Source organism: Nocardia sp. NPDC003979 (assembly GCF_053605015.1).
Window position 1 is genome coordinate 15265 of record NZ_JBSGIJ010000021.1, and the last position, 20205, is coordinate 35469.

Below are 20205 nucleotides of genomic sequence, written 5' to 3' on the forward strand. Positions count from 1 at the left end.
ATTCACAGTCGCGCTGCGATGGGGAACAATTCAGCGCGTGCGGACCCAGTTCACCCTCGAGCTCTTGGCGCTGTCCAACGAGCTCACCCTCATGTCGCGGCTGGCCCATGACGCGACCGAGCGGATCACCGAGGCCCTGGCGGGCGCCGATTTGGCGGCCACCTACGAGGTTTTCGCGCTCGACGAGCGGCTACAGCAGATGTTCGCCGCCTGCGAGTCACGCACCATGGCACTGCTCGCCCTGCAGGCGCCGGTCGCCCGGGACCTGCGCCACGTGGTCACGGCCATCCAGGTGGCCGGTGAACTCTCGCGCATCGGGCGGCGCACGGAAGCCGCGGGACAGTATGTGTATCGCGCTCACCCCGACGCCGTCGCACCGGCGCCGGTGATCCAGGCGCTGGTGGCGATGGGCGGGCTGGCCGCCGAATGTGTTGCCCGGGTGAGCGATTCGGTCGCCACGGGCCGATTCGTCGAGGACGACGGTTCGGACGCGGCCGCCATGGACGACCTGTTCAAACAGCTGAACTCCGTACTCACCGCAGCCGAAGCCGGTATCGATACCGCGGCCGCCATTGATCTGGCCTTGCTCGGCAGCCAGTTCCAGCGATGCGTGGACCACGCCGCCCGCATCGCCCGGCTGATCCGCTTCCTGGACACCGGTATTCCCACCGAATCCGGTTCGCTACCCGACTGAACGGGTACGTGATAGGCGAACGCTATTGAGCTGCAATCCGTTTGCCCTGGCCTGTGCCGAATGTCATAGGCGACAATGACCGACGGACCGGTAATCGCCCCGTAGGTTGTGCCGGTTCGCAGTTCGACGAAGGCACAGGTGGTACGGGCATGAAGTGGTCCTCGATCAGCGGCTCACCGATCGGGCGCGCAGTGCTCGCACTGGCCGCCGCGATGGTTGTCGCGCTGGTGGTGACAGTCGCGAATTCGCTGCTGGACAAGGTGAATCCGACCGCGCCCGGCCCCGGCTCCGCGGGCGCGGCCACGGTGTCGGGCAAGGAGATCGGCGATCTGGTCGCCACCCTCGTCGTCGCCAAGGAAGGCCCGATGACGGGCTACACCCGCGAGAAGTTCCCGCACTGGGACACCAACAAGCCCGAACACGGCTTCACCGGCGACCTCGCCACGTACACCAAATGCACCAGCCGCGACGTGATGATGCTGCGCGACGCCACCGGCAAGGTCACCCTCGACCCCAAAACCTGTGAACTGACAGTGCCAACGGGTGCCGGCTGGCAGGACCGCTACGGCTTCATCGACAAGAAGACCGGGCAGCTCGGGCCCTACAAGTTCATCACCGACCCGTCGAAGGTCGACGCCGAACACATCGTCGCCCTCGCCGAAGCCTGGCGTTCCGGTGCCGCCGACCGCGACGAGGACACCCGCCGCCGCATCGCCAACGACGCGATGAACCTGGTCGCCGCCGACCCGTCGGCCAACCGGTCCAAGGGCGACCAGGACCCCGCGAACTACCTGCCGCCCGGCAACTTCCGGTGCGCCTATATCGAGCACTACGTGAAGGTCAAGATAAAGTACGCACTGACCGTTGATACCGCCGAGCACACCGCGTTGCGCACCGCAGTCGACGACTGCCTCCGCCGAGGAGAGTTCAAATAAGCGAGCCCATCGAGATCACCGCCGAATGCGCCGTCATGACCGAAGAGGAAGGGACGGTGTCGGGCGAGCTCGACGTCATGCTCGACGACGCGGGTAAAGGCCTGGTCCGCTACCGCGGCACCGACACCTGGTACACCATCGGCAATATCGAGGCCGAACCGCCGCGCACCTGGGAGTGCGTCGCCGACCTCGTGAAAGCGATCAAGAAGGTGGCGGGCACCCGCGACGTGGCCGGGAACACGGTGGTCTTCGAGGCCTGAGCGTCCGGCTGGCAATCTGGTAGTCATGCCCATCGACTACCACTCCCCCCGGGTCGCCTGGTCCGGGCTCGGCCACCGGATACCGCTCGCGGCCGCGCTCATCGCCACTGCCCTCGCCCTGTTCGGACTGCTCACCTGGGTGGTCGTCGGCAATATGGACGGCACACCGTGGGATGTGCGGGTGCTCGACTGGATGATCGCGCATCGCGGCGAACCGCTGACCACGGTGGCGCGGGTGATCACCGATCTCGGCGGCACCGTGGCGATGACGATTCTGGCCCTCGTCACGGTGATCTGGTTACTCGCCCGGCGCGATCTGCCGGTGGCCGCGCTGGTCGGTGTCACCTCGCTCGGCGCGGGCGCGTTGGTGTGGGGCATCAAGCGGATCGTCGACCGGCATCGTCCGCCGATGGAGTCACGGCTGGTCACCGAGCTGAGTCTGTCGTATCCGTCGGGACATTCGCTCGGGTCGGCGGCGGTGGTCGGGGTGGTGGCGATCGCGCTCATCCCCCGCCTTCGCCGGGTCTGGGTGCGCCGCACCGCCATCGGTGTGGCAGTGGTCTTCCCGATCGCGGTCGGGCTGTCGCGGGTGTATCTCGGGGTGCACTGGATCACCGATGTGCTGGCGGGCTGGATCGTCGGTCTGCTCTGGCTGACACTGAGCGTCACCCTGTTCATCCGCCTGCACGCGCGCAGCACGACCCGCACCTGACCGGCGCGTGCCGAACATCTGGCAAGGAGTTCGCTGATGACGGTGGAACCGAGCGTCGCATTGATCGTGCTGTGCGTGGCCATGGTGGTCGCGGCGGCACTGGTGTACCGGTTCACCGGAATCGGTTCGCCGTTCGTGGTGCCGAAGGCCGCTTTCCGCGCGGTGCTGCAACTGGGCCTGATCGCGTTGATCCTCGCGGCCGCGCTTCGGCACCTGTGGTCGGCCGCGCTCGTGCTGCTGGTCATGTTCGGCGCGGCCGTATTCACCGCCGTCCGGCGGGCGCAGGCGGGCCGCTCCGGGATCTGGCTCGGGTTGGCCGTCGCGACCGGGATCGCGGCGGTGATGCCGGCGACCCTGCTCAGCGGCGCGGTGCCGATCCACGGCGTCACACTGGTGTCGATCGGTGGCATCCTGCTGGGCGGCACCATGACCTCCACCTCGCTGGCGGCCCGGCGCGGACTCGATGCCATCGGCCAGCGCTGGGGTGAGGTGGAGGCGGCCCTGAGTCTGGGATTCACCGATCGCCCCGCCCGCAAGATGGTGCTCACGGGCGCGGCGACCGACGCGCTCATCCCCGGTGTCGACCAGGCCCGCACGGTCGGGTTGGTCACCCTGCCCGGCGCGTTCATCGGTGTGCTGCTCACCAGTGGGTCCGCCGCGCAGGCCGGCGCGGTGCAGGTGCTCGTGCTGATCGGGTTGATGCTGTCGGAGGCGTGCGCGGTGGCGGTGACGCTCGAATTGGTCGCGCGTGCCTTAGTGCGCCGCCCGCGCCCCTGATCCGGCATTCATCGTGATCCCTCGATGAACTGGTGGTCGGTCACGATGCGGCCGTCGGCGTCGAGGGCGAGCAGATCGAAGCCGCCGCCCTGGGCGGTGCCGTCGTCGCGGCGGTTCATCGTCCACGCGACGCCGGCGGTGCCCGCAGGCAGTTCCACGGCCCCGGCCGCGGCGAAGACGGATTCGCCATCGGCCAGGAACATGGCGTAGGCGCGGGTGACCTTGGCGCCACTTGCGCACGGATCAGGAAGCGGCCGAGGCGATTTCGCGCTGCACCGGCTCATCCCAGTCGATGCGGTAGCGACGTTCGGCGCCCATCGTCTTCTCCGGGTCCATCACCGTCCGCACCATGAGCGGCATGACCGCGTTCATCACCTTGCGGGCGACCGGACCCGGTGTCTTGCTGCGATTGACCTTCGCGGCCCGGGCCGTGATGCCTTCCACCCGCGATCGCCGCAACCGTTCGTAGGCGGCGAAAGCGGCTGTGGGCGAGTCGATATCGCGGAGACAGCGGGCCAGTTGGACGGCGCTCTCGATGGCCAGCGACGCGCCCTGGCCGGAACTGTTCGACGGTGCGTGCACCGAATCACCGACCAGGACCAGCCGATCGCGATACCAGTGCGGCACCGGCGGCATGATGTGCAGCGCACCGGTGATCTCGAGGGTGTCGGCCGTTGTGCGGCGGGCGAATTCACCGCCCGGCGTGTCGGGCGCGTAGGTGTCGCGCAGGATCCGCAGCCAGTACTCGGGTGATTTCGCCCTTGCCTCGGTGAACGAAAGGTGCTGCTTGCTCGGCAGATTCGCGCCCCAGGCGATCTGGCCGTCGGCCCCTTTCCAGTACAGGTAGTAGGCGTTGGCGCCGAAGGCGAACACCATGGTGTCGTCGGGAACGTCGATGTCGAACTCGACCTGAGCCCCGAACCCGAGCATGCCGGTGTAGTGCGGGCCGGGTGCGGACGGATCGATCAAACCCCGGACGGTGGAACGGATTCCGTCGGCGCCGACGAGGATATCGGCGGTCGCGCTCGACCCGTCGGCGAAGTGCGCGGTGACGCCGTCGTCGTGTTCGTCGACACCGATCAGGCGCTTGTCGTAGGTGAACGGCACCCCGGCGGCGACGGCATGGTCGTGCAGTGTGCGGTGCAACTCGCCGCGGTCGACCAGCTGCAACGGCGGTTGATCCGACAGCGTCGGAAGCTCGTGCATGCGGCCACCGACCCGCAGGCGCATCCCGGACACGGGTGAGGCGATGCGGCGCACCGGGTCACCGGCGCCGAGGATGTCGAGGGCGGCGATGCCGTTGGGTGCCAGCGCCAGCCCAGAGCCGATGCCCTCGGACGGGCCCGAATAGGCCTCGTAGACGTGGGCGTCGATGCCCGCTTTGCGCAGGGCGGTCGCGGCGACGGGTCCGGCGATGCCACCGCCGATGATCAGGGCGGAATGAATGGACATGGGTGATCTCCAGATCGGGATTTCGACGTCACCCAGCTATCCTGTGGTTGCCAGCCTCGAGGCCGGGTGCGCCTGGTTTCGGGACGGTTCTCCGGGCTCGGTGGAGTGTTGCCGCACGCCACCGGGCTCGGGGTCTTCACATGCTGAGTTGGTCCTAGCTCCTCTCCGCCGGGGCTCTTTCGGCAGGCATGCCGTCGGCATGCCACTGCCGCCACTGGTCGAGCGCGTCGAACGTGCCTGCCACCAGCTCCGCGCGCAGCGCGCGCGCCCAGCGTGCCTCGGCTTCCAACATCGCCAGGCCGTATTCGGTCTCGACGAGGAACAGCCGTGGCAGGGTGAGCGCGCCGAGGTCGCTCTCGATGCGGGCGATGGTTTCCTCGAGCCTGGCGACGCGGGTGCCGAGCAGGTCGATCACCTCATCGGGCGGCAGGATCGCCAGGATCGATAGGCCTGCGGTGAACCGGTGGTGTTCGGGTTCGGGTTCGGCGAGGAGTTCGCGTGTCCAGTCGGCCATTTCGGCGCGGCCGGCGTCGGTGATCCGGTAGATCACCCGCTCGGGCCGCGCCCCCTCCTTCTCGCTGCCGACGACTTCCAGGAAACCGGCCTTGGCCATGTTCTGCACCACCGTGTACAGCGAACCCCACTTGATGTCCATGTCACGGTCTTTGCCCTGCGCGCGCAGGGTCGCGGCGATCTCGTAGCGGTGCATCGGGCGCTGCACGATGACCGAGAGCACGGCCAGGGCCAGCAGATTGTTCACCTTGCGCTTCGTCGCCACGGCCGCCTCCTTACTCGTCTACGAATATACGTCTACGAGTAATCGGTGACAAGGTGTGGTCAACCGGTATAGACCTTGGCCCCACGATCGCCGTCGGCGCCTTCATCCAGGAGTTTCGTGGCGATCTTCGACAGTGCCTCGTCGAGCAGCGCCCGATCGGTGGGGTCCTCGCAGTTCCAGTCGTCGAGGCGGTCGCCCAGCCAGCGCCGCCACCCGGCCCGCAAGGTGTCGACCTCGGTGCGACCCGAGTCGGTGAGGGTGAGGGTGCCCGCCTCGGCGTGCAGCAGTCCCGTGTCGGCCGCCTGCCGGAAGACCGGGGCGAGCACCTCGACCGGGAGCCGGTGCCGGTAGGCGATGCCATACACGGTGGCGGGCATGTCCTGTTTGCCGTACAGGTACACCTGCCCGAGCGCCCACGCGGTGTCCGGACTCAACCGGCTGCCCGAGGCGGCGATGAGTTCGGGAATGATCGGGCCCTTCGCCCGCGCCTTGCGGACGGTCGCCGCGACCGAGCGCTCCAGCTGCACCACCCGGTCGTGCGAGTCCGGCACCGAGAACCCTTCGCCCACATCGCCCGCACCGTGGCGCGCGCTGTCGCGCAGCCGCACCTGCGGCAGGAACCAGGCGACGACGAAACCGAGCAGCGCCACGGGAACCACCCAGGCGAAGACATGGTCGATCGAGCGGGCGTAGGCGTCGATCACCGGTGCGGCCTGTTCGACGGGCAGCTCGCGCAGCAGCTTCGGATTCGCCACCACCTCCGCCGGAATGTCGGGCGCCTCGCGCATCGCCTCGGCCAGCGCGGTCTTGCTCTCGTTGTTGTAGAGCGTCCCGAAGACCGCAGTGCCGAACGCGCTGCCGAGGGTGCGGAAGAAGGTGACACCGGAGGTCGCCGTGCCGAGGTCGGCGTAGGGCACGGTGTTCTGCACGACGATGGTGAGCACCTGCATGCCCAGCCCGAGGCCCGCGCCGAGGATCAGCATGTACAGCGATTCCAGCCACACGCTGGTGTGCCGGTCCATCGTCGACATCAAGCCGAGGCCCACGGCGAGCACGGCCATGCCGACGATCGGGAAATACCGGTACCGGCCGGTCTTGCCGACCACCTGGCCGGAGAAGATCGAGGTGATGAACAGGCCCACGACCAGCGGCAAGGTGCGGATACCCGACACCGTGGCCGACACACCGTCGACGTATTGCAGGTAGGCGGGCAGGTAGGTCATCGAGCCGAGCATGGCGAAACCGACGATGAAACTGAGCACCGAGGACACCGTGAACACCCGGCTGCGGAACAACCGCATCGGCAGCATCGGCTCCTTCGCCCGGTTCTCCACCCGCACGAACGCGGCGAGCAGCACGACGGCGAGCACGAACAGCCCGATGATCTGCCAGGAACCCCACGGATACTCGTTGCCACCGAATTCCAGGCCCAGGATCAGCGCCGACACACCGACGGCGACCAGACCGATGCCGAGATAGTCGATCACCGGCCGGGTCCGGGCGGCGAGTTTGGGCAGTGTCCGCGCCGCCATCACCAGCATCACGACGACCACCGGGACGTTCACATAGAAGCACCAGCGCCAGCTCGCGTGGTCGGTGAACAGCCCGCCGAGGGTGGGACCGAGGACCGTGGTGATGCCGAAGACCGCCCCGAGCGCACCCTGGTATTTGCCGCGTTCGCGCAGCGGAATGGTGTCGGCGATCAAGGCCATCGACGTGACCATCAGCCCGCCCGCACCGACGCCCTGGATTCCGCGCGCGAGGATCAGCATCGGCATGCCGCCTGCCATGCCCGCCAGCGCGGAACCGGCGATGAAGATGATGCCGCTGATCTGGAACAGCAGCTTGCGGCCGAACAGGTCACCGAGTTTGCCCGCGAGCACGGTCGCGACGGCCTCGGCGAGCAGGTACGAGGTGACCACCCAGGCCATGTGCCCCGCGCTGCCGAGATCGGCGACGATCGAGGGCAACGCGGCCGACACGATGGTCTGGTCGAGCGCGGCCATCAGCATGCCGAGCACCACCGTGGCGAATACGAGATTGATCTTGGTCTTGCTCATCGGCGCGACGGGCTCGTCTACAGCAACACCATCCGGCATGGCCCCAGTATGGGCGTTGCCGCGCCCGGCGAGAGGCCAGTGACACGGCAGCAATCGGACCGATATCTCAGCGCACGGCGTACCCGGCCAGCCCCGGTTCGAGCGCGTCGAAGGCGACCTCGGCGTAATCGGTGAGGGCAGCGGCGATCTCGTCGCCCGACTCACCCGCGAGGGTGCGACGCAGGATCTCCTCGAACAACACGCGATGTACTCCTGCCAGTTGTGCGGCGGCTACCCGAGGGGTGATGTCGTCGGGCGCGGCGGCGGTCTCCTCGGCGAGTGCGCGGGCCAGTGCCGCCTCCCGCTCGTCGTGGAACTCCCGTAACCGGGCGGTGAGGGCTTGGCTGTCGGTGATCATCTTGGCGAACGGCGCGCCGCTGAAACCGATCACGGGGTCCTGGGCGGCCACGGCGGCGAGGTAGGCGCCGCGCAGGGCGGCCAGTGCGGACTGGCCGGGGGCGCGCTCGCGCACGATCGCGGCGAGCTGTTCGACGTAGGCCGCGCCGAGGTCCAGGGCCAGGTCTTCCTTGCGGGGGAAGTAGTTGGTGACGGTCATCTTCGCCACGTCGGCGGCCGCGGCGATCTCGGCGATCGTCACCTTGTCGAAGCCGCGTTCGAGGAACAACTCCGTGGCCCGATGCGAGATCTGCTCCCTGGTCTGCTGCTTCTTCCTGGCCCGTAACCCCTGCTGCGTAGTCATGTCCTCAGCGTAACTGAACTCGTCCCAACATTGTCCTTGACATATTTTTAGGTTGGACCTAAGTTTGTGTTCGTCGCCGCGAGCGACATTCCTTCGCCGAACGGGAGTCCTCCTTGACTGTCACCGCCGATCCCATCCGCGACTACCTCACCGCCATCAGCCGCACGCCCCTACTGACGGCCGAGCAGGAATACGCCATCGCCGCACGCATCGCCGCGGGTGTCGAGGCCCGCACGGAACTGGATGAGAACGCCTCGGCGGGAGTCGAGCTCCCTGCGTCACGGCGGAAGGAGTTGCAGCGCACAGTGCTCGATGGGCAGCGCGCCAAAGACCATATGGTTCGGGCGAATCTGCGCCTGGTGGTGTCCATCGCCCGTCGTTTCCCGACCAACACCGGAATGTCGCTGCTCGACCTGATCCAGGAGGGCACCCTCGGACTGATGCGCGCGGTGGACAAGTTCGACCACCGCCGCGGGCTCAAGTTGTCGACCTACGCCACCTACTGGATCCGCCAGTCCATCGGTCGCGCGCTCACCGACCAGGGGCGGACCATCCGGCTGCCGTCCAATGTGGCCGATGTACTGCACAAAGTCGTGCGGGTGCGTCGCGAGCTGACCCACGAGCTCGGCCGGGCGGTCACCGCCGAGGAGATCGCGGAGCGGGCCGAACTCACCGTCGCCCAGGTGGCCGCGGCGCTGCGCCACGAGGCGGAACCGGTGTCACTGCAGACACCGCTCGGGGAGGACACCGAACTCGGCTCGGTACTGCCCGACACCGCGCCCCCACCTGCCGAGCTGGTCGCCGAGCGGATGCTCCGTGGGTACGTGGAGGCGGCCCTGGCCGGGCTCACCGAGCGCGAGTCCGACGTCATCCGGCTGCGTTTCGGCCTCGATCGCGGTGAGGCCCGCACACTGGAGGAAGTGGGTTCGCAGCTGGGTGTCTCCCGGGAGCGTGCCCGGCAGATCGAGGCGAAGGCCATGACCAAGCTGCGCAGGCCCGCGTGTGCCCGTACGCTGGCCGGGTTGCTCGGCTGACCACTTCCGATCGATCTTACTCGAGAGTAAGGTCGGGGCATGGCATGGAAACCAGCTGACATCGCGGACCAGACCGGCCGCACCTTCGTGATCACCGGCGCCAACGGCGGCCTCGGCGCCGAGACCACGAAGGTGCTGGCCGCCAAGGGCGCCACCGTGATCATGGCCTGTCGCAACAAGGCCAAGGCCGAACCGATCGCCGCCGCCATCCCCGGCGACGTGCGGGTGGCCGCTCTCGATCTGGCCGACCTGGCCTCCGTGCGCGAATTCGCCGAGCAGCAGGGCGAATTCGATGTGCTCGTCAACAACGCGGGCCTGATGAACGTGCCGTTCTCGCGGACGGCAGACGGGTTCGAAACCCAGTTCGGGGTGAACCATCTGGGTCACTTCGCCCTCACCGGTCTACTGCTCGACCGCGTCCGTGACCGGGTGGTGACCCTGGCCAGCATCGCCCACAAGCAGACCCCCAAGCTGTGGATCGACGACCTGAACTACGAGAACCGGCGCTACCAGCGCAATCTCGCCTACGCGCAGGCGAAGCTGGCCAACCTCATGTTCGCCCGTGAACTGCAGCGCCGCCTCGGCGAGGCCGGTGCGAAGCAGAAGTCCTACGCGGTGCACCCCGGCGTCTCGGCGACCGACCTGTTCGCCCGCACCGAAACCCTGCTCGACCGGGTGAGCAAGCCGGTCATCCGCCTCGTCGGCCATCCGCCTGCCAAGGCCGCCCACTCCACCCTGTTCGCCGCGACCGAGCCCGACGCCGATCCCACCGTCTACTGGGGTCCGAACCGGCTCATGCAGTCGCAGGGGCCGGTCGAGGCGTGCCCGTCGAGTTCGCTGTCGCGCAATCCCGAACTGTTGCGGCGTCTCTGGGAGGAATCGGAGCGGATGACGGGCGTCGCCTACAAGTTCTGAGCGACCTCGAGCACGATCTTGCCCCGCGTGCGCTGGGTGTCGGCGATCTCGTGCGCCTTGCTCGCCGACTCCAGCGGCACCACGGTGTCCACGTGCACGCGCAGGGCGCCCTCGCGGGCCAGATCCGCGATCGCGAGCATGTCGGCGCGGTCGGCCTCGACGATCATGAACTGGGCCCGCAACCCCAGCGGACGCGCGATGTCGGCGAGCGCGGCCTCGGCGGGTGAGGCGAGGGAGACCACGATGCCGCCCGGTCGGAGGGTGCGCAGCGAGCGTGGCCCGTATTCGCCGCCGATGGTGTCGACCACCACGTCGATGTCGTGGGCCACTTCCTCGAAAGCCGTTGTGGTGTAGTCGATCACCTCGTCGGCGCCCAGGCCGCGGACGAATTCGTGGTTGTCGGCGCGGGCCGTGCCGACCACATGGGCACCGCGCGCTTTCGCGATCTGCACCGCCGCCTGTCCGACACCGCCCGCCGCGGCGTGGACCAGCACACGCTGTCCCGGCCGTACATCGGCGGTGTCCACCAGCGCCTGCCACGCGGTGAGTGCGACCAGCGGCAGACCGGCCGCCTCGAGATGGCTCAGGTTCGTGGGCTTGTGGGCGAGATGGCGGGCCGGCGCGGTGACGTACTCGGCGTAGGTTGCGGCCGGGTGCGGGTGTCGTGGCATGCCGAACACCTCGTCGCCCGGGGCGAACAAGGTGACGCCGAGGCCCACCGCCTCGACGACACCGGACACATCCCAACCGAGCGGGGTGATCACGCCCCGCAGTCCGCCCAGGGCGCGATGCCAGGAGTCGGTCGGGTTCACACCCGCCGCGTGTACCCGGATCAGTACTTCCGCCGGGCCGGGTTCCGGCCGGTCGACGTCGATCACCCGCAGCACCTCGGGTCCGCCGAAGGTGTCCTGTCCGATTGCCCGCATGTCGATTCCTTCTGTGCGCGTTGCCATTTCCGTACGGGAAAGACAATGCCGGGCATCAGGGAAGCCGACGAGTGGCAAGAAAGCCAATATGTGCAAGGATCTTGCCATGCAGCGCGTGGTGGTTCTGGCCCTGGACGGCGTGTATCCCTTCGAACTCGGGATCCCGGCCCGCATCTTCGGGACGGCGGTCGCCGCGGACGGCAGCCCGCTCTACGAAATCCGCACCTGCAGCCTCGACGGCGCGCCGGTACGCACGAACGCCGACTTCACGATCGCGGTGGAGTGGGACAGCAGTGCCCTCGACGACGCCGACATCGTCGTCATCCCGCCGTTCAACGAATGCGACGACCACGCGAGCTATCGCCTACCCGAGACGGTGGCCGACGCGTTGCGGTGCCCGCAGACCCGGGTGGTGAGCTTCTGCACCTCGGCGTTCGTGCTGGCCACGCTCGGATTACTCGACGGCAGACCCGCGACCACCCACTGGAACCAGGCCGAACGGTTCCGCCGCGAGTTCCCCCGGGTGCGCATGGACGCCGACGTGCTGTTCGTCGACGACGGGCGCATCCTCACCGCCGCGGGCAGCGCGGCGGGCATCGACCTGTGCCTGCACCTGCTGCGCAGCGACCACGGCAGCGCCGTCGCCAACCGGGTGGCGCGGCTGTGCATCGTGCCACCGTGGCGCGAGGGCGGTCAGGCCCAGTTCATCGATCGGCCGATGCCCGAATCGGGGACCGCGAGCACCGCCGACACCCGCGCCTGGGCGCTCACCCACCTCGACCGCCCCCTGTCCCTCGCCGAACTCGCCGCCCACGCCCGAATGAGTGTGCGCACCTTCTGCCGCCGCTTCCGCGAGGAAACCGGCCTCCCGCCCGGCCAGTGGCTCACCCGCCAGCGCGTCGACCTGGCCCGTCACCTGCTCGAGGCCACCGACCTGCCCATCGACCGCGTCGCGGCCGAGTCCGGCCTCGGCACCGCCGCCTCCCTGCGCCAGCATCTCGCCACCACCATCGGCGTCTCCCCCACCACCTACCGCCACACCTTCCGCGCCGCGCAGCTGTGACGCCTGCCTCGACCGGGTTTGTGGGCCGCGACCTGCTCCTACGCAACGTGTAGTAGGCAGGTACCGTGGTTGTGTGTCCGATCGACCTTCCCGCCCGGCGTACAACCGGCCCGCGCTGATCGCGCTGGTCATCGTGGTCGCGCTCGGCTGTCTCGCACTGGCCTGGTGGCAGTGGGAACGGTTCGATTCCGCGACCGGGACCGGGCAGAACCTCGGGTACGCGCTGCAGTGGCCGCTGTTCGCGGCGTTCGCGGTGTTCGCCTACGTCAGGTTCGTGCGTCTCGAACGCGAGGCGGACGAGCCCGCCGCGCCGCGCGCGAGCAAGGCCGAGGCGCCGCGCGAGATTCCGGCCGGGATCCTGCCGGAACGGCCCAAGGCCGCCGCCGCGGAGGACCCGGAGACCGCCGCCTACAACCAGTACCTGGCGCGATTGCACGCCAGCGATATCGATGCGCAGACCCGCGCCGCCGGTCTGCACGCCCCTGAGAGGAACGCCGGGTGACCGACAACAACACCACCGCACCGTCGCTGGACAAACCGGTTACCGGCGCACCGGCGGGCAACGCCAAGATCGCCTCCGCGCTGCTGCGCTACCGCGCCCTCGCCTGGTTCACCGGTCTGTGGCTGCTGCTGCTCACCGCCGAGATGATCGCCCAGTACGGCTTCGGCATGGACACCCCGCGCTGGATCGCGCTCGTGCACGGCTGGGTGTACTTCGCCTACCTGCTGGTCACCGCCGACCTCGCGGTCAAGGTCCGCTGGCCCATCGCCCGCACCGTCGGCACCCTCATCGCGGGCACCATCCCCCTGCTCTCCTTCTTCGTCGAGCACCGCAACGCCAAAGACGTCAAAGCCCAGTACAACCTCTGACGTCCTGGACAAACGATCACCACGCCCTGATGGCGGCATCGGCCGAGTGGTTCCACCACCAGAGCGTCGCGATCTCGAAGCTCAGGCCAGGGCCGCCAAGGCGGGGATGAGCTGGGCCAGGGCGCGGCCTCGGTGGGAGGCGGCGTCTTTTTCCGCGGGGGTGAGGTCGGCGGCGCTGCGGGGGCCGCCGTCGGGGTGGAAGAGCGGGTCGTAGCCGAAGCCGCCTTCGCCCTGTGGTTCGCGGGCGATGGTGCCGGGCCATTCGCCGCGGACCACCGTGGTGGTGCCGTCGGGCAGGACGAGGGCGCAGGTCGAGACGAAGCGGGCGGTGCGCCGTTCGTCGGGGACGTCGCCGAGCTGACCGAGCAGCAGGGCGTTGTTGGCCTCGTCGTCGCCGTGGCGGCCGGACCAACGGGCCGACAGCACACCGGGCATTCCGTTGAGGGCATCCACCTCGATACCGGAATCGTCTGCCACACAGGGCAATCCGGTTGCGACAGCACCGTCACGCGCCTTGGCGATCGCGTTCTCCTCGAAGGTGGCGCCGATTTCGGGGGCCTCCTCGTAGGGGGGCACGTCGTCGAGGCTCACCAGTTCGATCCCGGCGACACCCGCGTCGTCGAGGATGCGACGCAATTCCTTCAGCTTCTTGGCATTTCGGCTGGCGACCAGCACGCGCGTGCCCACGGTTACTTCTTCCCCACCGGTTCGGGCAACTCGCCCGGGTAGGGCAGGGCGAGGGCGGCCTTCTGGATCGCGAACAGCTCCTCGCAGCCGACCAGCGCCGAATCGAGCAGCTTGTCCAGGGTGGAGCGGGGGAAGGTGGCGCCTTCGCCGGTGCCCTGGATTTCGACGAGGGTTCCGGTGTCGGTGGCGACCACGTTCATGTCGACCTCGGCACGCGAGTCCTCTTCGTACGGCAGGTCCAGGCGCACCCGGCCGTCGACGACGCCGACGCTCACCGCGGCGATCATGCACGAGATCGGTTGCGGGTCGGCCAGTTTGCCCGCGGCGGCCAGGTAGGTGACGGCGTCGCTGAGCGCGACGTAGGCGCCGGTGATGGCGGCGGTCCGGGTGCCGCCGTCGGCCTGCAGCACGTCGCAATCCAGCGCGATGGTGTTCTCGCCGAGCGCGGCCAGATCGATACACGCGCGCAGCGAACGCCCGATCAGCCTGCTGATCTCCTGGGTGCGCCCGCCGACCTTGCCCTTCACCGACTCACGCCCGCTGCGGGTGTGGGTGGCGGCGGGCAGCATCGCGTATTCGGCGGTGAGCCAGCCAAGGCCCGAGTCGCGCCGCCACGGCGGCACCCCCTCCGTGACGCTGGCGGTGCACATCACCCTGGTCTGCCCGAATTCCACCAGCACCGACCCGGCCGGGTGCGAGGTGAATCCTCGGGTGATCTTGACCTCGCGGAGTTCGTCATCCGCCCTACCATCGGCTCGTCTCGACACGGTAGGGATTATGCCCGTCGGCGTGCGTCCGTGTTCGCGGCCCCTCGTCGAGGTGCCGGGGCCGTGGCGCTACAGGTCGAAGGTCTCGCCCGGTGCGACCGCGTGGACCGGTCCCGCGAAGGCCGCTTTGGCCTCGGCGATCACGTCTTCGCGCGAGGTCCACGGCGGGATATGGGTGAGCAGCAGTTCCTTGGCGCCCGAGCGGGTGGCGATCTCGCCCGCCTCGGTGCCCGAAAGGTGAATGCCCGGAGGACGATTCGCGGGATCGTGGGTCCAGGACGCCTCGGCCATCAGCACGTCGGCGCCCTGGGCGAGTTCGACGACGGCGTCGCACATGGCGGTGTCACCGGTGTAGACGAACACGCGGCCGCTCGCGGCGGTGATACGCAGACCGTAGGACTCCGGCGGGTGGTACATGCGGCGCGCTTCGACCGTGTGACCCGGCCCGAACGGGACGGGGACGTTCTCGGCCCACGCCTGGGAGTCGATCACGTCGGACCAGTCGTCGGTTTCGCCACCGATCTCGGCCGAGGCGTTGCCGATGCGTAAGGCCGCGTCGGACGGGCCACGGACCAGGGCCTTGCCGGTCGGCGGATTGGGGTGGTATCGACGCCACACGAGCAGGGCAGGCAGGTCGAGGCAATGATCCGCGTGCAGGTGCGTGAGGAAGATGTCGACATCGCCGGGGTTCAGGTGCTTCTGCAGTGCGCCGAACACGCCCGGCCCGAAGTCGATGACGGTCGGACGCATATCCGGGCCGGTCAACAGGTACCCCGACGCTGGGGAGTCCGGGCCGGACACACTGCCCGAGCACCCGAGGACGGTAAGGCGCATGCCCTCATGCTGCCACGACGGGCTGGTACTCACTGCGGGATCCCCCCATTCTCCAGACCGGATCCCCGGTTACCGCGTTGGTAGTGCGCGGCCGACCGATGCTTCACGGCGGCGTCGACGTTCATCACCAGAGAGTACCCAGCCCGCCAGCACTCCACCCACCGCCCCGAAAAGATGCCCCTGCCAAGAAATTCGGGGGTCCGTGGGCAGCACGCCCCACAGCATCGACCCGTAGATCAGGAAGATCACCAGCCCCACCACGATCTGCCCGACATTGCGCGCGAACCATCCCCGGCAGATCAGATAGGTGAGCCACCCGAACACGATCGAGGACGCACCGATGTGCACGCTTCCGGTCTGCCCCGTCAGCCACGTCCCCACCCCCGCGATCACCCAGATGATCGCCGTGGCGGCGATACCGCGACCGATCCCCGAGAGCAGCACGATGAACCCGAGCACGAGCAGAGGCAGGCTGTTGGCCAGCAGGTGGTCCCACCCACCGTGCAACAGCGGCGCCCACAGAATCCCGTCGAGCCCACTCACCGCACGCGGTTCGATCCCCGCACCGTCGAGCTCGTTCGCCGCCCCCGGCGGCCGATCGTAGGACAGCACCATGTCGATGCCCTCGATGACGAACAGCGCCACCACGAACCCGACGATCCCCACCGCGGCCGACACCACCGACCCACCCCGGCGCCCGGACGAACCGCCACTGCGCAGCCCCCGAACACCCTCCGGATCGAACGAGGCCCCAACCCCACCGCTCACTGTCATCGCCTCCAAACGGCCGGGCCGACGTCGCCCACCCCACGAGGGTACCGCCGCACGCCCTTCGCGTTGCTCCGGTAGATCCCATCGAACCGACGGAAAGAGCCGGGCACGTTCACAAACGCACCCGGCTCCTCACCTCATAGGACTACGCCCAGAGCTGCCCTTCGAGTTTCTCCTCCGCCTCGTCGAGCGTCCCGTCGTAAGCCCCCGTCGACAGGTACTTCCAGCCACCGTCGGCAACCACGAACGCGATGTCGGCGCGCCGCCCGGCCTTCTGCGCCTTCTTCGCGATCCCGAGCGCCGCGTGCAGAATCGCGCCGGTCGAAATGCCCGCGAAGATCCCTTCCTCGCCGACGAGTTCCCTGGTCCGCCGCACGGCGTCGTAGGGGCCGACGGAGAACCGGGTGGTGAGCACCTTCTCGTCGTAGAGCTCGGGGATGAAGCCTTCGTCGATGTTGCGCAGGCCGTAGACCAGCTCGCCGTAACGCGGCTCGGCGGCGACGATCTCGATATCGGGCACCTGCTCACGCAGGTACCGACCGGTGCCCATCAGCGTGCCGGTGGTGCCGAGCCCCGCCACGAAATGCGTGATCTCAGGCAGGTCGGCCAGCAGTTCGGGCCCGGTCGTCTCGTAGTGCGCGAGCGCGTTGGCCGGATTGCCGTACTGGTACAGCATCACCCAGTCGGGGTTCTCCTCGGCGATCTGCTTGGCAAGCGCCACAGCCTGATTCGACCCACCGGCGGCCGGGGAATCGATGATCTCGGCACCGAACATGGTGAGCAGCTGACGTCGTTCCACCGAGGTGTTCTCCGGCATCACGCAGACGATCTGGTACCCCTTGAGCTTGGCCGCCATGGCCAGCGAGATCCCGGTGTTGCCACTGGTTGGTTCCAGAATGGTGCAGCCGGGCGCGAGCCGCCCGTCGGCCTCGGCCTGTTCGATCATCCGCAACGCGGGGCGATCCTTGATCGACCCGGTGGGGTTGCGGTCCTCGAGCTTGGCCCAGAGCCGGACGTGGTCGTCACCGTCCCACTGCGGTGAGAGGGTGCGCAGTCCGACGAGCGGCGTGTTGCCGAGGGTCGCGATCAGCGATTCGTAGCGGGCCACGAGGTCACGCGCCGCCGGCGACCGCGGGCAGGATGGTGACCGACGCTCCGGCGGGGACCTCCGCGTCGAGCCCACCGGCGAAACGCACGTCCTCGTCGTCGACGTAGATGTTGACGTAGCGGTTCAGCTTGCCGTCCTTGAGCAGCCGCTCGGCCAGCCCGGGATGGTTGGCCTCGAGGTTGTCGATGAGCGCGGACAGGGTGTCGCCTTCGCCCTGGACTCGCTTCTCACCTCCGGTGAGACCACGCATGATGGTCGGGATGGACACGGTTACCGGCATGGGGACTCCTCGGGGTGGTGACTTGTTCTGGGTTGTCAGGCGTCGTAGGACTCGACGATGCGCACCGGTTCCTCGGTGACCTCGCCGTCGACGATGCGGTAGCTGCGCAGTTCGTGCTCGTGCGGATCGCGGGTGGAGATCAGTACGTAGTGCGCGTCCGGTTCGCCGGCGTAGGAGATATCGGTGCGGCTCGGGTAGGCCTCGGTGGCGGTGTGCGAGTGGTACACGACGACGGGCACCTCGTCCGCGTCGTCCATCTCCCGCCATACCCGCAGTTGTTCCCCGGAATCGAACCGGTAGAACGTCGGGGAGCGTTCGGCGTTGATCATCGCGACGAAGCGTTCGGGGCGATCACTGCCTTCGGGGCCCGCGATCACGCCGCAGGCCTCGTCGGGGTGGTCGGCGCGCGCGTGGGCAACCATCGCGTCAACGAGATCGGCTCTGATCACCAGCACTTGTCGACCCTTTCCACAATCCGGCACAACGCCCACACCCTATTCGGGTATTCCGCCCGACCGAATTCCGGTCCCGCCTGCGCACCGGGTTCAGCGCGGGAACAAGTCGCGGTAGGCGGGAATGCCCGCGACGGAAGTGGCGGCCAGGACGGCATCGACGACCGCCCGTTCCACGACGACCGCCGCGGCGGTGCACAACTCGTCGAGCAGCAGCAGATCCGAGGGGAAAGCCGCGGGTAGCGGACCCGAAGGGACCTGCACGGCACCGGTCGACACCGCGAACAGCGTGTCACCGTCGAGCGGCGAGTGCACGGGCCGGATGGCGCGGGCCAGGCCGTCGTGGGCGGTGGCCGCCAGCCTGCGGCAACCGACCGGGTCGAGCACCGCGTCGGTGGCGACGACACCGATCGTGGTGTTGAGCACAGTGCTCTTACCGGGCAACGCGGCCAGGGCGGCGAGCTCGGCGGGCGTGCCGTGCCGCAGGTCGAAGAAGTCGGACCCGTCGGTGCCCGCACCCCACGGCAGACCGGTGCGCGGGTCGACCACCGAACCGACCGGATTGGCCACGACGATCGCGCCGACGGTGACCCCGTTGTCGAGAACCACACTGGCCGAACCGATTCCGCCTTTGAGCGCACCCGCCTGCGCGCCCACCCCGGCACCGACGGTCCCTCGGGCGAAGTCCGTCGAGGCGGCCTCGGCGGCGCGGAAACCGAAGTCCGCGTCGGGCCGGATATCCCACGCGCCGACCGGCAGGTCGAAGATCACCGCGCCCGGCACGATCGGCACCACCCGGCTCGGATCGGTCGGGCTCATCGGGATGCCCTCGCCGTGTTCCTCGGCCCAGCGCATCACTCCGTCGGCGGCGGCTAGGCCGTAGGCACTGCCACCGGTGAGCAGCACCGCGTTGACGCGGCGCACGGTGTTGGCCGGGTCCAGCAGGTCGGTTTCGCGGGTACCGGGCCCGCCGCCGCGCACGTCGACAGAGGCGACCGCACCACCGGGCAACCGCACCACCGTGCACCCCGTCGCGGCACCCGACCCGAGGCTCACCTCGTCGTCGAGCACATGATGATGACCGACGAGCACACCGGTGACGTCGGTGATCGCGTTGCGTGGACCGGGAACGCCGCGCATCAGGGCGCCAATGCCTGCAGCAGCGAATCCTGCATCCAGGTCAGCCAGTGGTAGACGTCCAGATGCGGGGCGCGCGGATCATCGGGGTCGAAGTGGTCGGGCGTGTCGTCGTCGATGTCGAGCAGGGTGCCCAGTGCCAGGCGCACGTCGGTGAGCGCGGTGAGCCAGGCGTCGGCCTGCTCGGGGGTGAGCACGATCTTGCCGCCGTCCTCGGGGCAGCTGTCCATCACCACCCGGCCCGCGGCCAGTTTCGCGTCGATGATCTCGGGTTCGTGCAGACTGCGCAGCGCGCTGTTGAGGTCGGCCCGTTTGGCGTCGGGCGAACCGGGTTCGGCGCGGTGGAAATCGGGCAGCAGGCGCAGCAGTTGCGGGTCGTCGGGCGGGGTGGAGTTGCCGGTGCGCAGCCCGGTGAGCGCCGCGAGTTCGTCCTCGGGCGACTCGGCGGCGCGGTCGGCGAGCAGGCCGGAGACCGCCGCGACCAGGGAGCGCAACACCGTGGCCTCGTGCTCGTCCATTTCGGATCGAAGCTTGAGACCACCGAGTGAGTTCTTTCTGCTCCACTTGCGCACAGGGCCAGGTTACTCAGGCTCAGTCGTCGCGCTGCATCGTTGCCCACAGGCCCGCCGCGTGCAGGCGGCGTACGTCCTGTTCCATCTTGTCGCGCGAACCCGACGACACCACGGCCTTGCCCTCGTTGTGTACCTGCAGCATCAACTCGGTCGCCTTGGCTTTGCTGTAGCCGAAGAGCTTCTGGAATATGTAGGTGACGTAGTGCATGAGATTCACCGGGTCGTCCCACACGACGGTCACCCACGGCCGGTCCTCGGCCTCCAGGATCTCGGTGTATTCGGTAGCCTCCGGCGTCGCCTGTGGCGCCGACAGTGCGGCGTTCACGGCGTCGGTGACGGCGCCGGCTCGAACGGAATTGCACAGGGCCATAAACCCCAGGGT

At 68.6% G+C, this 20205-nt stretch carries 26 protein-coding genes; 10 read left to right on the forward strand and 16 right to left on the reverse strand.

Features of this window, described 5'->3' with window-relative positions:
• Positions 1-37: 37 nt before the first annotated feature.
• The 5 genes from ACWEVR_RS28895 to ACWEVR_RS28915 all read left to right on the forward strand — a co-directional run bounded on the left by ACWEVR_RS28895 (position 38) and on the right by ACWEVR_RS28915 (position 3378).
• Entirely contained in the window at positions 38-694 is a 657-nt protein-coding gene (locus ACWEVR_RS28895; RefSeq protein ID WP_452469509.1) for a phosphate signaling complex PhoU family protein, read from the forward strand.
• A 149-nt stretch (positions 695-843) separates the two neighbouring features.
• On the forward strand, positions 844-1629 hold the full coding sequence (locus ACWEVR_RS28900) for an HNH endonuclease family protein (RefSeq protein WP_452469510.1): 786 nt from the start codon (positions 844-846) through the stop codon (positions 1627-1629).
• 35 nt (positions 1630-1664) lie between these two features.
• Positions 1665-1889, forward strand: a complete 225-nt coding sequence (locus ACWEVR_RS28905; protein WP_084477023.1) for a hypothetical protein — start codon at positions 1665-1667, stop codon at positions 1887-1889.
• A gap of 25 nt (positions 1890-1914) precedes the next feature.
• The gene (locus tag ACWEVR_RS28910; RefSeq protein WP_452469511.1) at positions 1915-2601 is read left to right on the forward strand and encodes a phosphatase PAP2 family protein; all 687 of its coding nucleotides are present in this window, start codon (positions 1915-1917) and stop codon (positions 2599-2601) included.
• A gap of 36 nt (positions 2602-2637) precedes the next feature.
• Positions 2638-3378, forward strand: a complete 741-nt coding sequence (locus ACWEVR_RS28915) for an ABC transporter permease (protein WP_452469512.1) — start codon at positions 2638-2640, stop codon at positions 3376-3378.
• Positions 3379-3386: 8 nt separating this feature from the next.
• Here the strand turns inward: ACWEVR_RS28915 and ACWEVR_RS28920 are convergent, their stop codons facing one another.
• The 5 genes from ACWEVR_RS28920 to ACWEVR_RS28940 form a co-directional block, all read right to left on the reverse strand.
• Positions 3387-3581 carry a hypothetical protein gene (locus ACWEVR_RS28920; RefSeq protein WP_452469513.1) on the reverse strand — a complete coding sequence of 65 codons (195 nt, stop codon included), beginning with the start codon at positions 3579-3581 and terminating at the stop codon, positions 3387-3389.
• Positions 3582-3621: 40 nt separating this feature from the next.
• Complete coding sequence (locus tag ACWEVR_RS28925) at positions 3622-4830, reverse strand: FAD-dependent monooxygenase (protein WP_452469514.1); 1209 nt, start codon at positions 4828-4830, stop codon at positions 3622-3624.
• A gap of 154 nt (positions 4831-4984) precedes the next feature.
• Positions 4985-5608 (reverse strand): PadR family transcriptional regulator, encoded by a 624-nt coding sequence (locus ACWEVR_RS28930; RefSeq protein WP_452469515.1) that lies wholly within the window; start codon positions 5606-5608, stop codon positions 4985-4987.
• 59 nt (positions 5609-5667) lie between these two features.
• Complete coding sequence (locus tag ACWEVR_RS28935; RefSeq protein ID WP_452469516.1) at positions 5668-7707, reverse strand: MDR family MFS transporter; 2040 nt, start codon at positions 7705-7707, stop codon at positions 5668-5670.
• Positions 7708-7774: 67 nt separating this feature from the next.
• Positions 7775-8407, reverse strand: a complete 633-nt coding sequence (locus ACWEVR_RS28940) for a TetR/AcrR family transcriptional regulator (RefSeq protein WP_067644953.1) — start codon at positions 8405-8407, stop codon at positions 7775-7777.
• A gap of 113 nt (positions 8408-8520) precedes the next feature.
• Between ACWEVR_RS28940 and ACWEVR_RS28945 the strand changes: the two genes are divergently transcribed.
• The gene (locus tag ACWEVR_RS28945) at positions 8521-9441 is read left to right on the forward strand and encodes a sigma-70 family RNA polymerase sigma factor (RefSeq protein ID WP_452469517.1); all 921 of its coding nucleotides are present in this window, start codon (positions 8521-8523) and stop codon (positions 9439-9441) included.
• Between the two features lie 39 nt (positions 9442-9480).
• Positions 9481-10356, forward strand: a complete 876-nt coding sequence (locus ACWEVR_RS28950) for an oxidoreductase (RefSeq protein WP_452469518.1) — start codon at positions 9481-9483, stop codon at positions 10354-10356.
• Here ACWEVR_RS28950 and ACWEVR_RS28955 read toward each other — a convergent pair.
• Positions 10344-11282, reverse strand: a complete 939-nt coding sequence (locus tag ACWEVR_RS28955; RefSeq protein WP_452469519.1) for an NADP-dependent oxidoreductase — start codon at positions 11280-11282, stop codon at positions 10344-10346. The two genes, ACWEVR_RS28950 and ACWEVR_RS28955, sit on opposite strands and share 13 nt — an antisense overlap.
• A gap of 106 nt (positions 11283-11388) precedes the next feature.
• On the opposite strand from ACWEVR_RS28955, the gene ACWEVR_RS28960 reads away from it, so the two are divergent.
• The 3 genes from ACWEVR_RS28960 (at position 11389) to ACWEVR_RS28970 (ending at position 13215) form a co-directional block, all read left to right on the forward strand.
• Positions 11389-12345, forward strand: a complete 957-nt coding sequence (locus ACWEVR_RS28960) for a GlxA family transcriptional regulator (protein ID WP_452469520.1) — start codon at positions 11389-11391, stop codon at positions 12343-12345.
• A gap of 73 nt (positions 12346-12418) precedes the next feature.
• Entirely contained in the window at positions 12419-12847 is a 429-nt protein-coding gene (locus tag ACWEVR_RS28965) for a transcriptional regulator (RefSeq protein ID WP_452469521.1), read from the forward strand.
• Entirely contained in the window at positions 12844-13215 is a 372-nt protein-coding gene (locus tag ACWEVR_RS28970; protein ID WP_452469522.1) for a DUF3817 domain-containing protein, read from the forward strand. The genes ACWEVR_RS28965 and ACWEVR_RS28970 overlap by 4 nt, the downstream gene beginning before the upstream one ends.
• 81 nt (positions 13216-13296) lie before the next feature.
• Here ACWEVR_RS28970 and rdgB read toward each other — a convergent pair whose 3' ends face one another.
• From rdgB to clpS, 10 genes are all read right to left on the reverse strand, one after another.
• Positions 13297-13902 carry an RdgB/HAM1 family non-canonical purine NTP pyrophosphatase gene (gene rdgB, locus ACWEVR_RS28975; RefSeq protein ID WP_452469523.1) on the reverse strand — a complete coding sequence of 202 codons (606 nt, stop codon included), beginning with the start codon at positions 13900-13902 and terminating at the stop codon, positions 13297-13299.
• A gap of 2 nt (positions 13903-13904) precedes the next feature.
• Complete coding sequence (gene rph / locus ACWEVR_RS28980; protein WP_067644972.1) at positions 13905-14669, reverse strand: ribonuclease PH; 765 nt, start codon at positions 14667-14669, stop codon at positions 13905-13907.
• A gap of 69 nt (positions 14670-14738) precedes the next feature.
• Positions 14739-15503 carry a cyclic nucleotide-degrading phosphodiesterase gene (locus ACWEVR_RS28985; RefSeq protein ID WP_225282610.1) on the reverse strand — a complete coding sequence of 255 codons (765 nt, stop codon included), beginning with the start codon at positions 15501-15503 and terminating at the stop codon, positions 14739-14741.
• A 69-nt stretch (positions 15504-15572) separates the two neighbouring features.
• Entirely contained in the window at positions 15573-16277 is a 705-nt protein-coding gene (locus ACWEVR_RS28990) for a rhomboid family intramembrane serine protease (protein WP_452469524.1), read from the reverse strand.
• Positions 16278-16419: 142 nt separating this feature from the next.
• Entirely contained in the window at positions 16420-17382 is a 963-nt protein-coding gene (locus ACWEVR_RS28995) for a PLP-dependent cysteine synthase family protein (RefSeq protein ID WP_452469525.1), read from the reverse strand.
• A gap of 4 nt (positions 17383-17386) precedes the next feature.
• Positions 17387-17662 carry a MoaD/ThiS family protein gene (locus tag ACWEVR_RS29000; protein WP_067498283.1) on the reverse strand — a complete coding sequence of 92 codons (276 nt, stop codon included), beginning with the start codon at positions 17660-17662 and terminating at the stop codon, positions 17387-17389.
• A 35-nt stretch (positions 17663-17697) separates the two neighbouring features.
• Positions 17698-18117, reverse strand: coding sequence for a Mov34/MPN/PAD-1 family protein (locus ACWEVR_RS29005; protein ID WP_067644997.1), 420 nt, complete (start codon positions 18115-18117; stop codon positions 17698-17700).
• 90 nt (positions 18118-18207) lie between these two features.
• Complete coding sequence (locus ACWEVR_RS29010) at positions 18208-19254, reverse strand: P1 family peptidase (RefSeq protein ID WP_452469526.1); 1047 nt, start codon at positions 19252-19254, stop codon at positions 18208-18210.
• Positions 19254-19823, reverse strand: coding sequence for an oxidative stress transcriptional regulator AosR (aosR, locus tag ACWEVR_RS29015; protein ID WP_452469527.1), 570 nt, complete (start codon positions 19821-19823; stop codon positions 19254-19256). The genes ACWEVR_RS29010 and aosR overlap by 1 nt, the downstream gene beginning before the upstream one ends.
• 19 nt (positions 19824-19842) lie before the next feature.
• Positions 19843-20193 carry an ATP-dependent Clp protease adapter ClpS gene (gene clpS / locus ACWEVR_RS29020; RefSeq protein ID WP_067498269.1) on the reverse strand — a complete coding sequence of 117 codons (351 nt, stop codon included), beginning with the start codon at positions 20191-20193 and terminating at the stop codon, positions 19843-19845.
• Positions 20194-20205 lie beyond the last annotated feature (12 nt).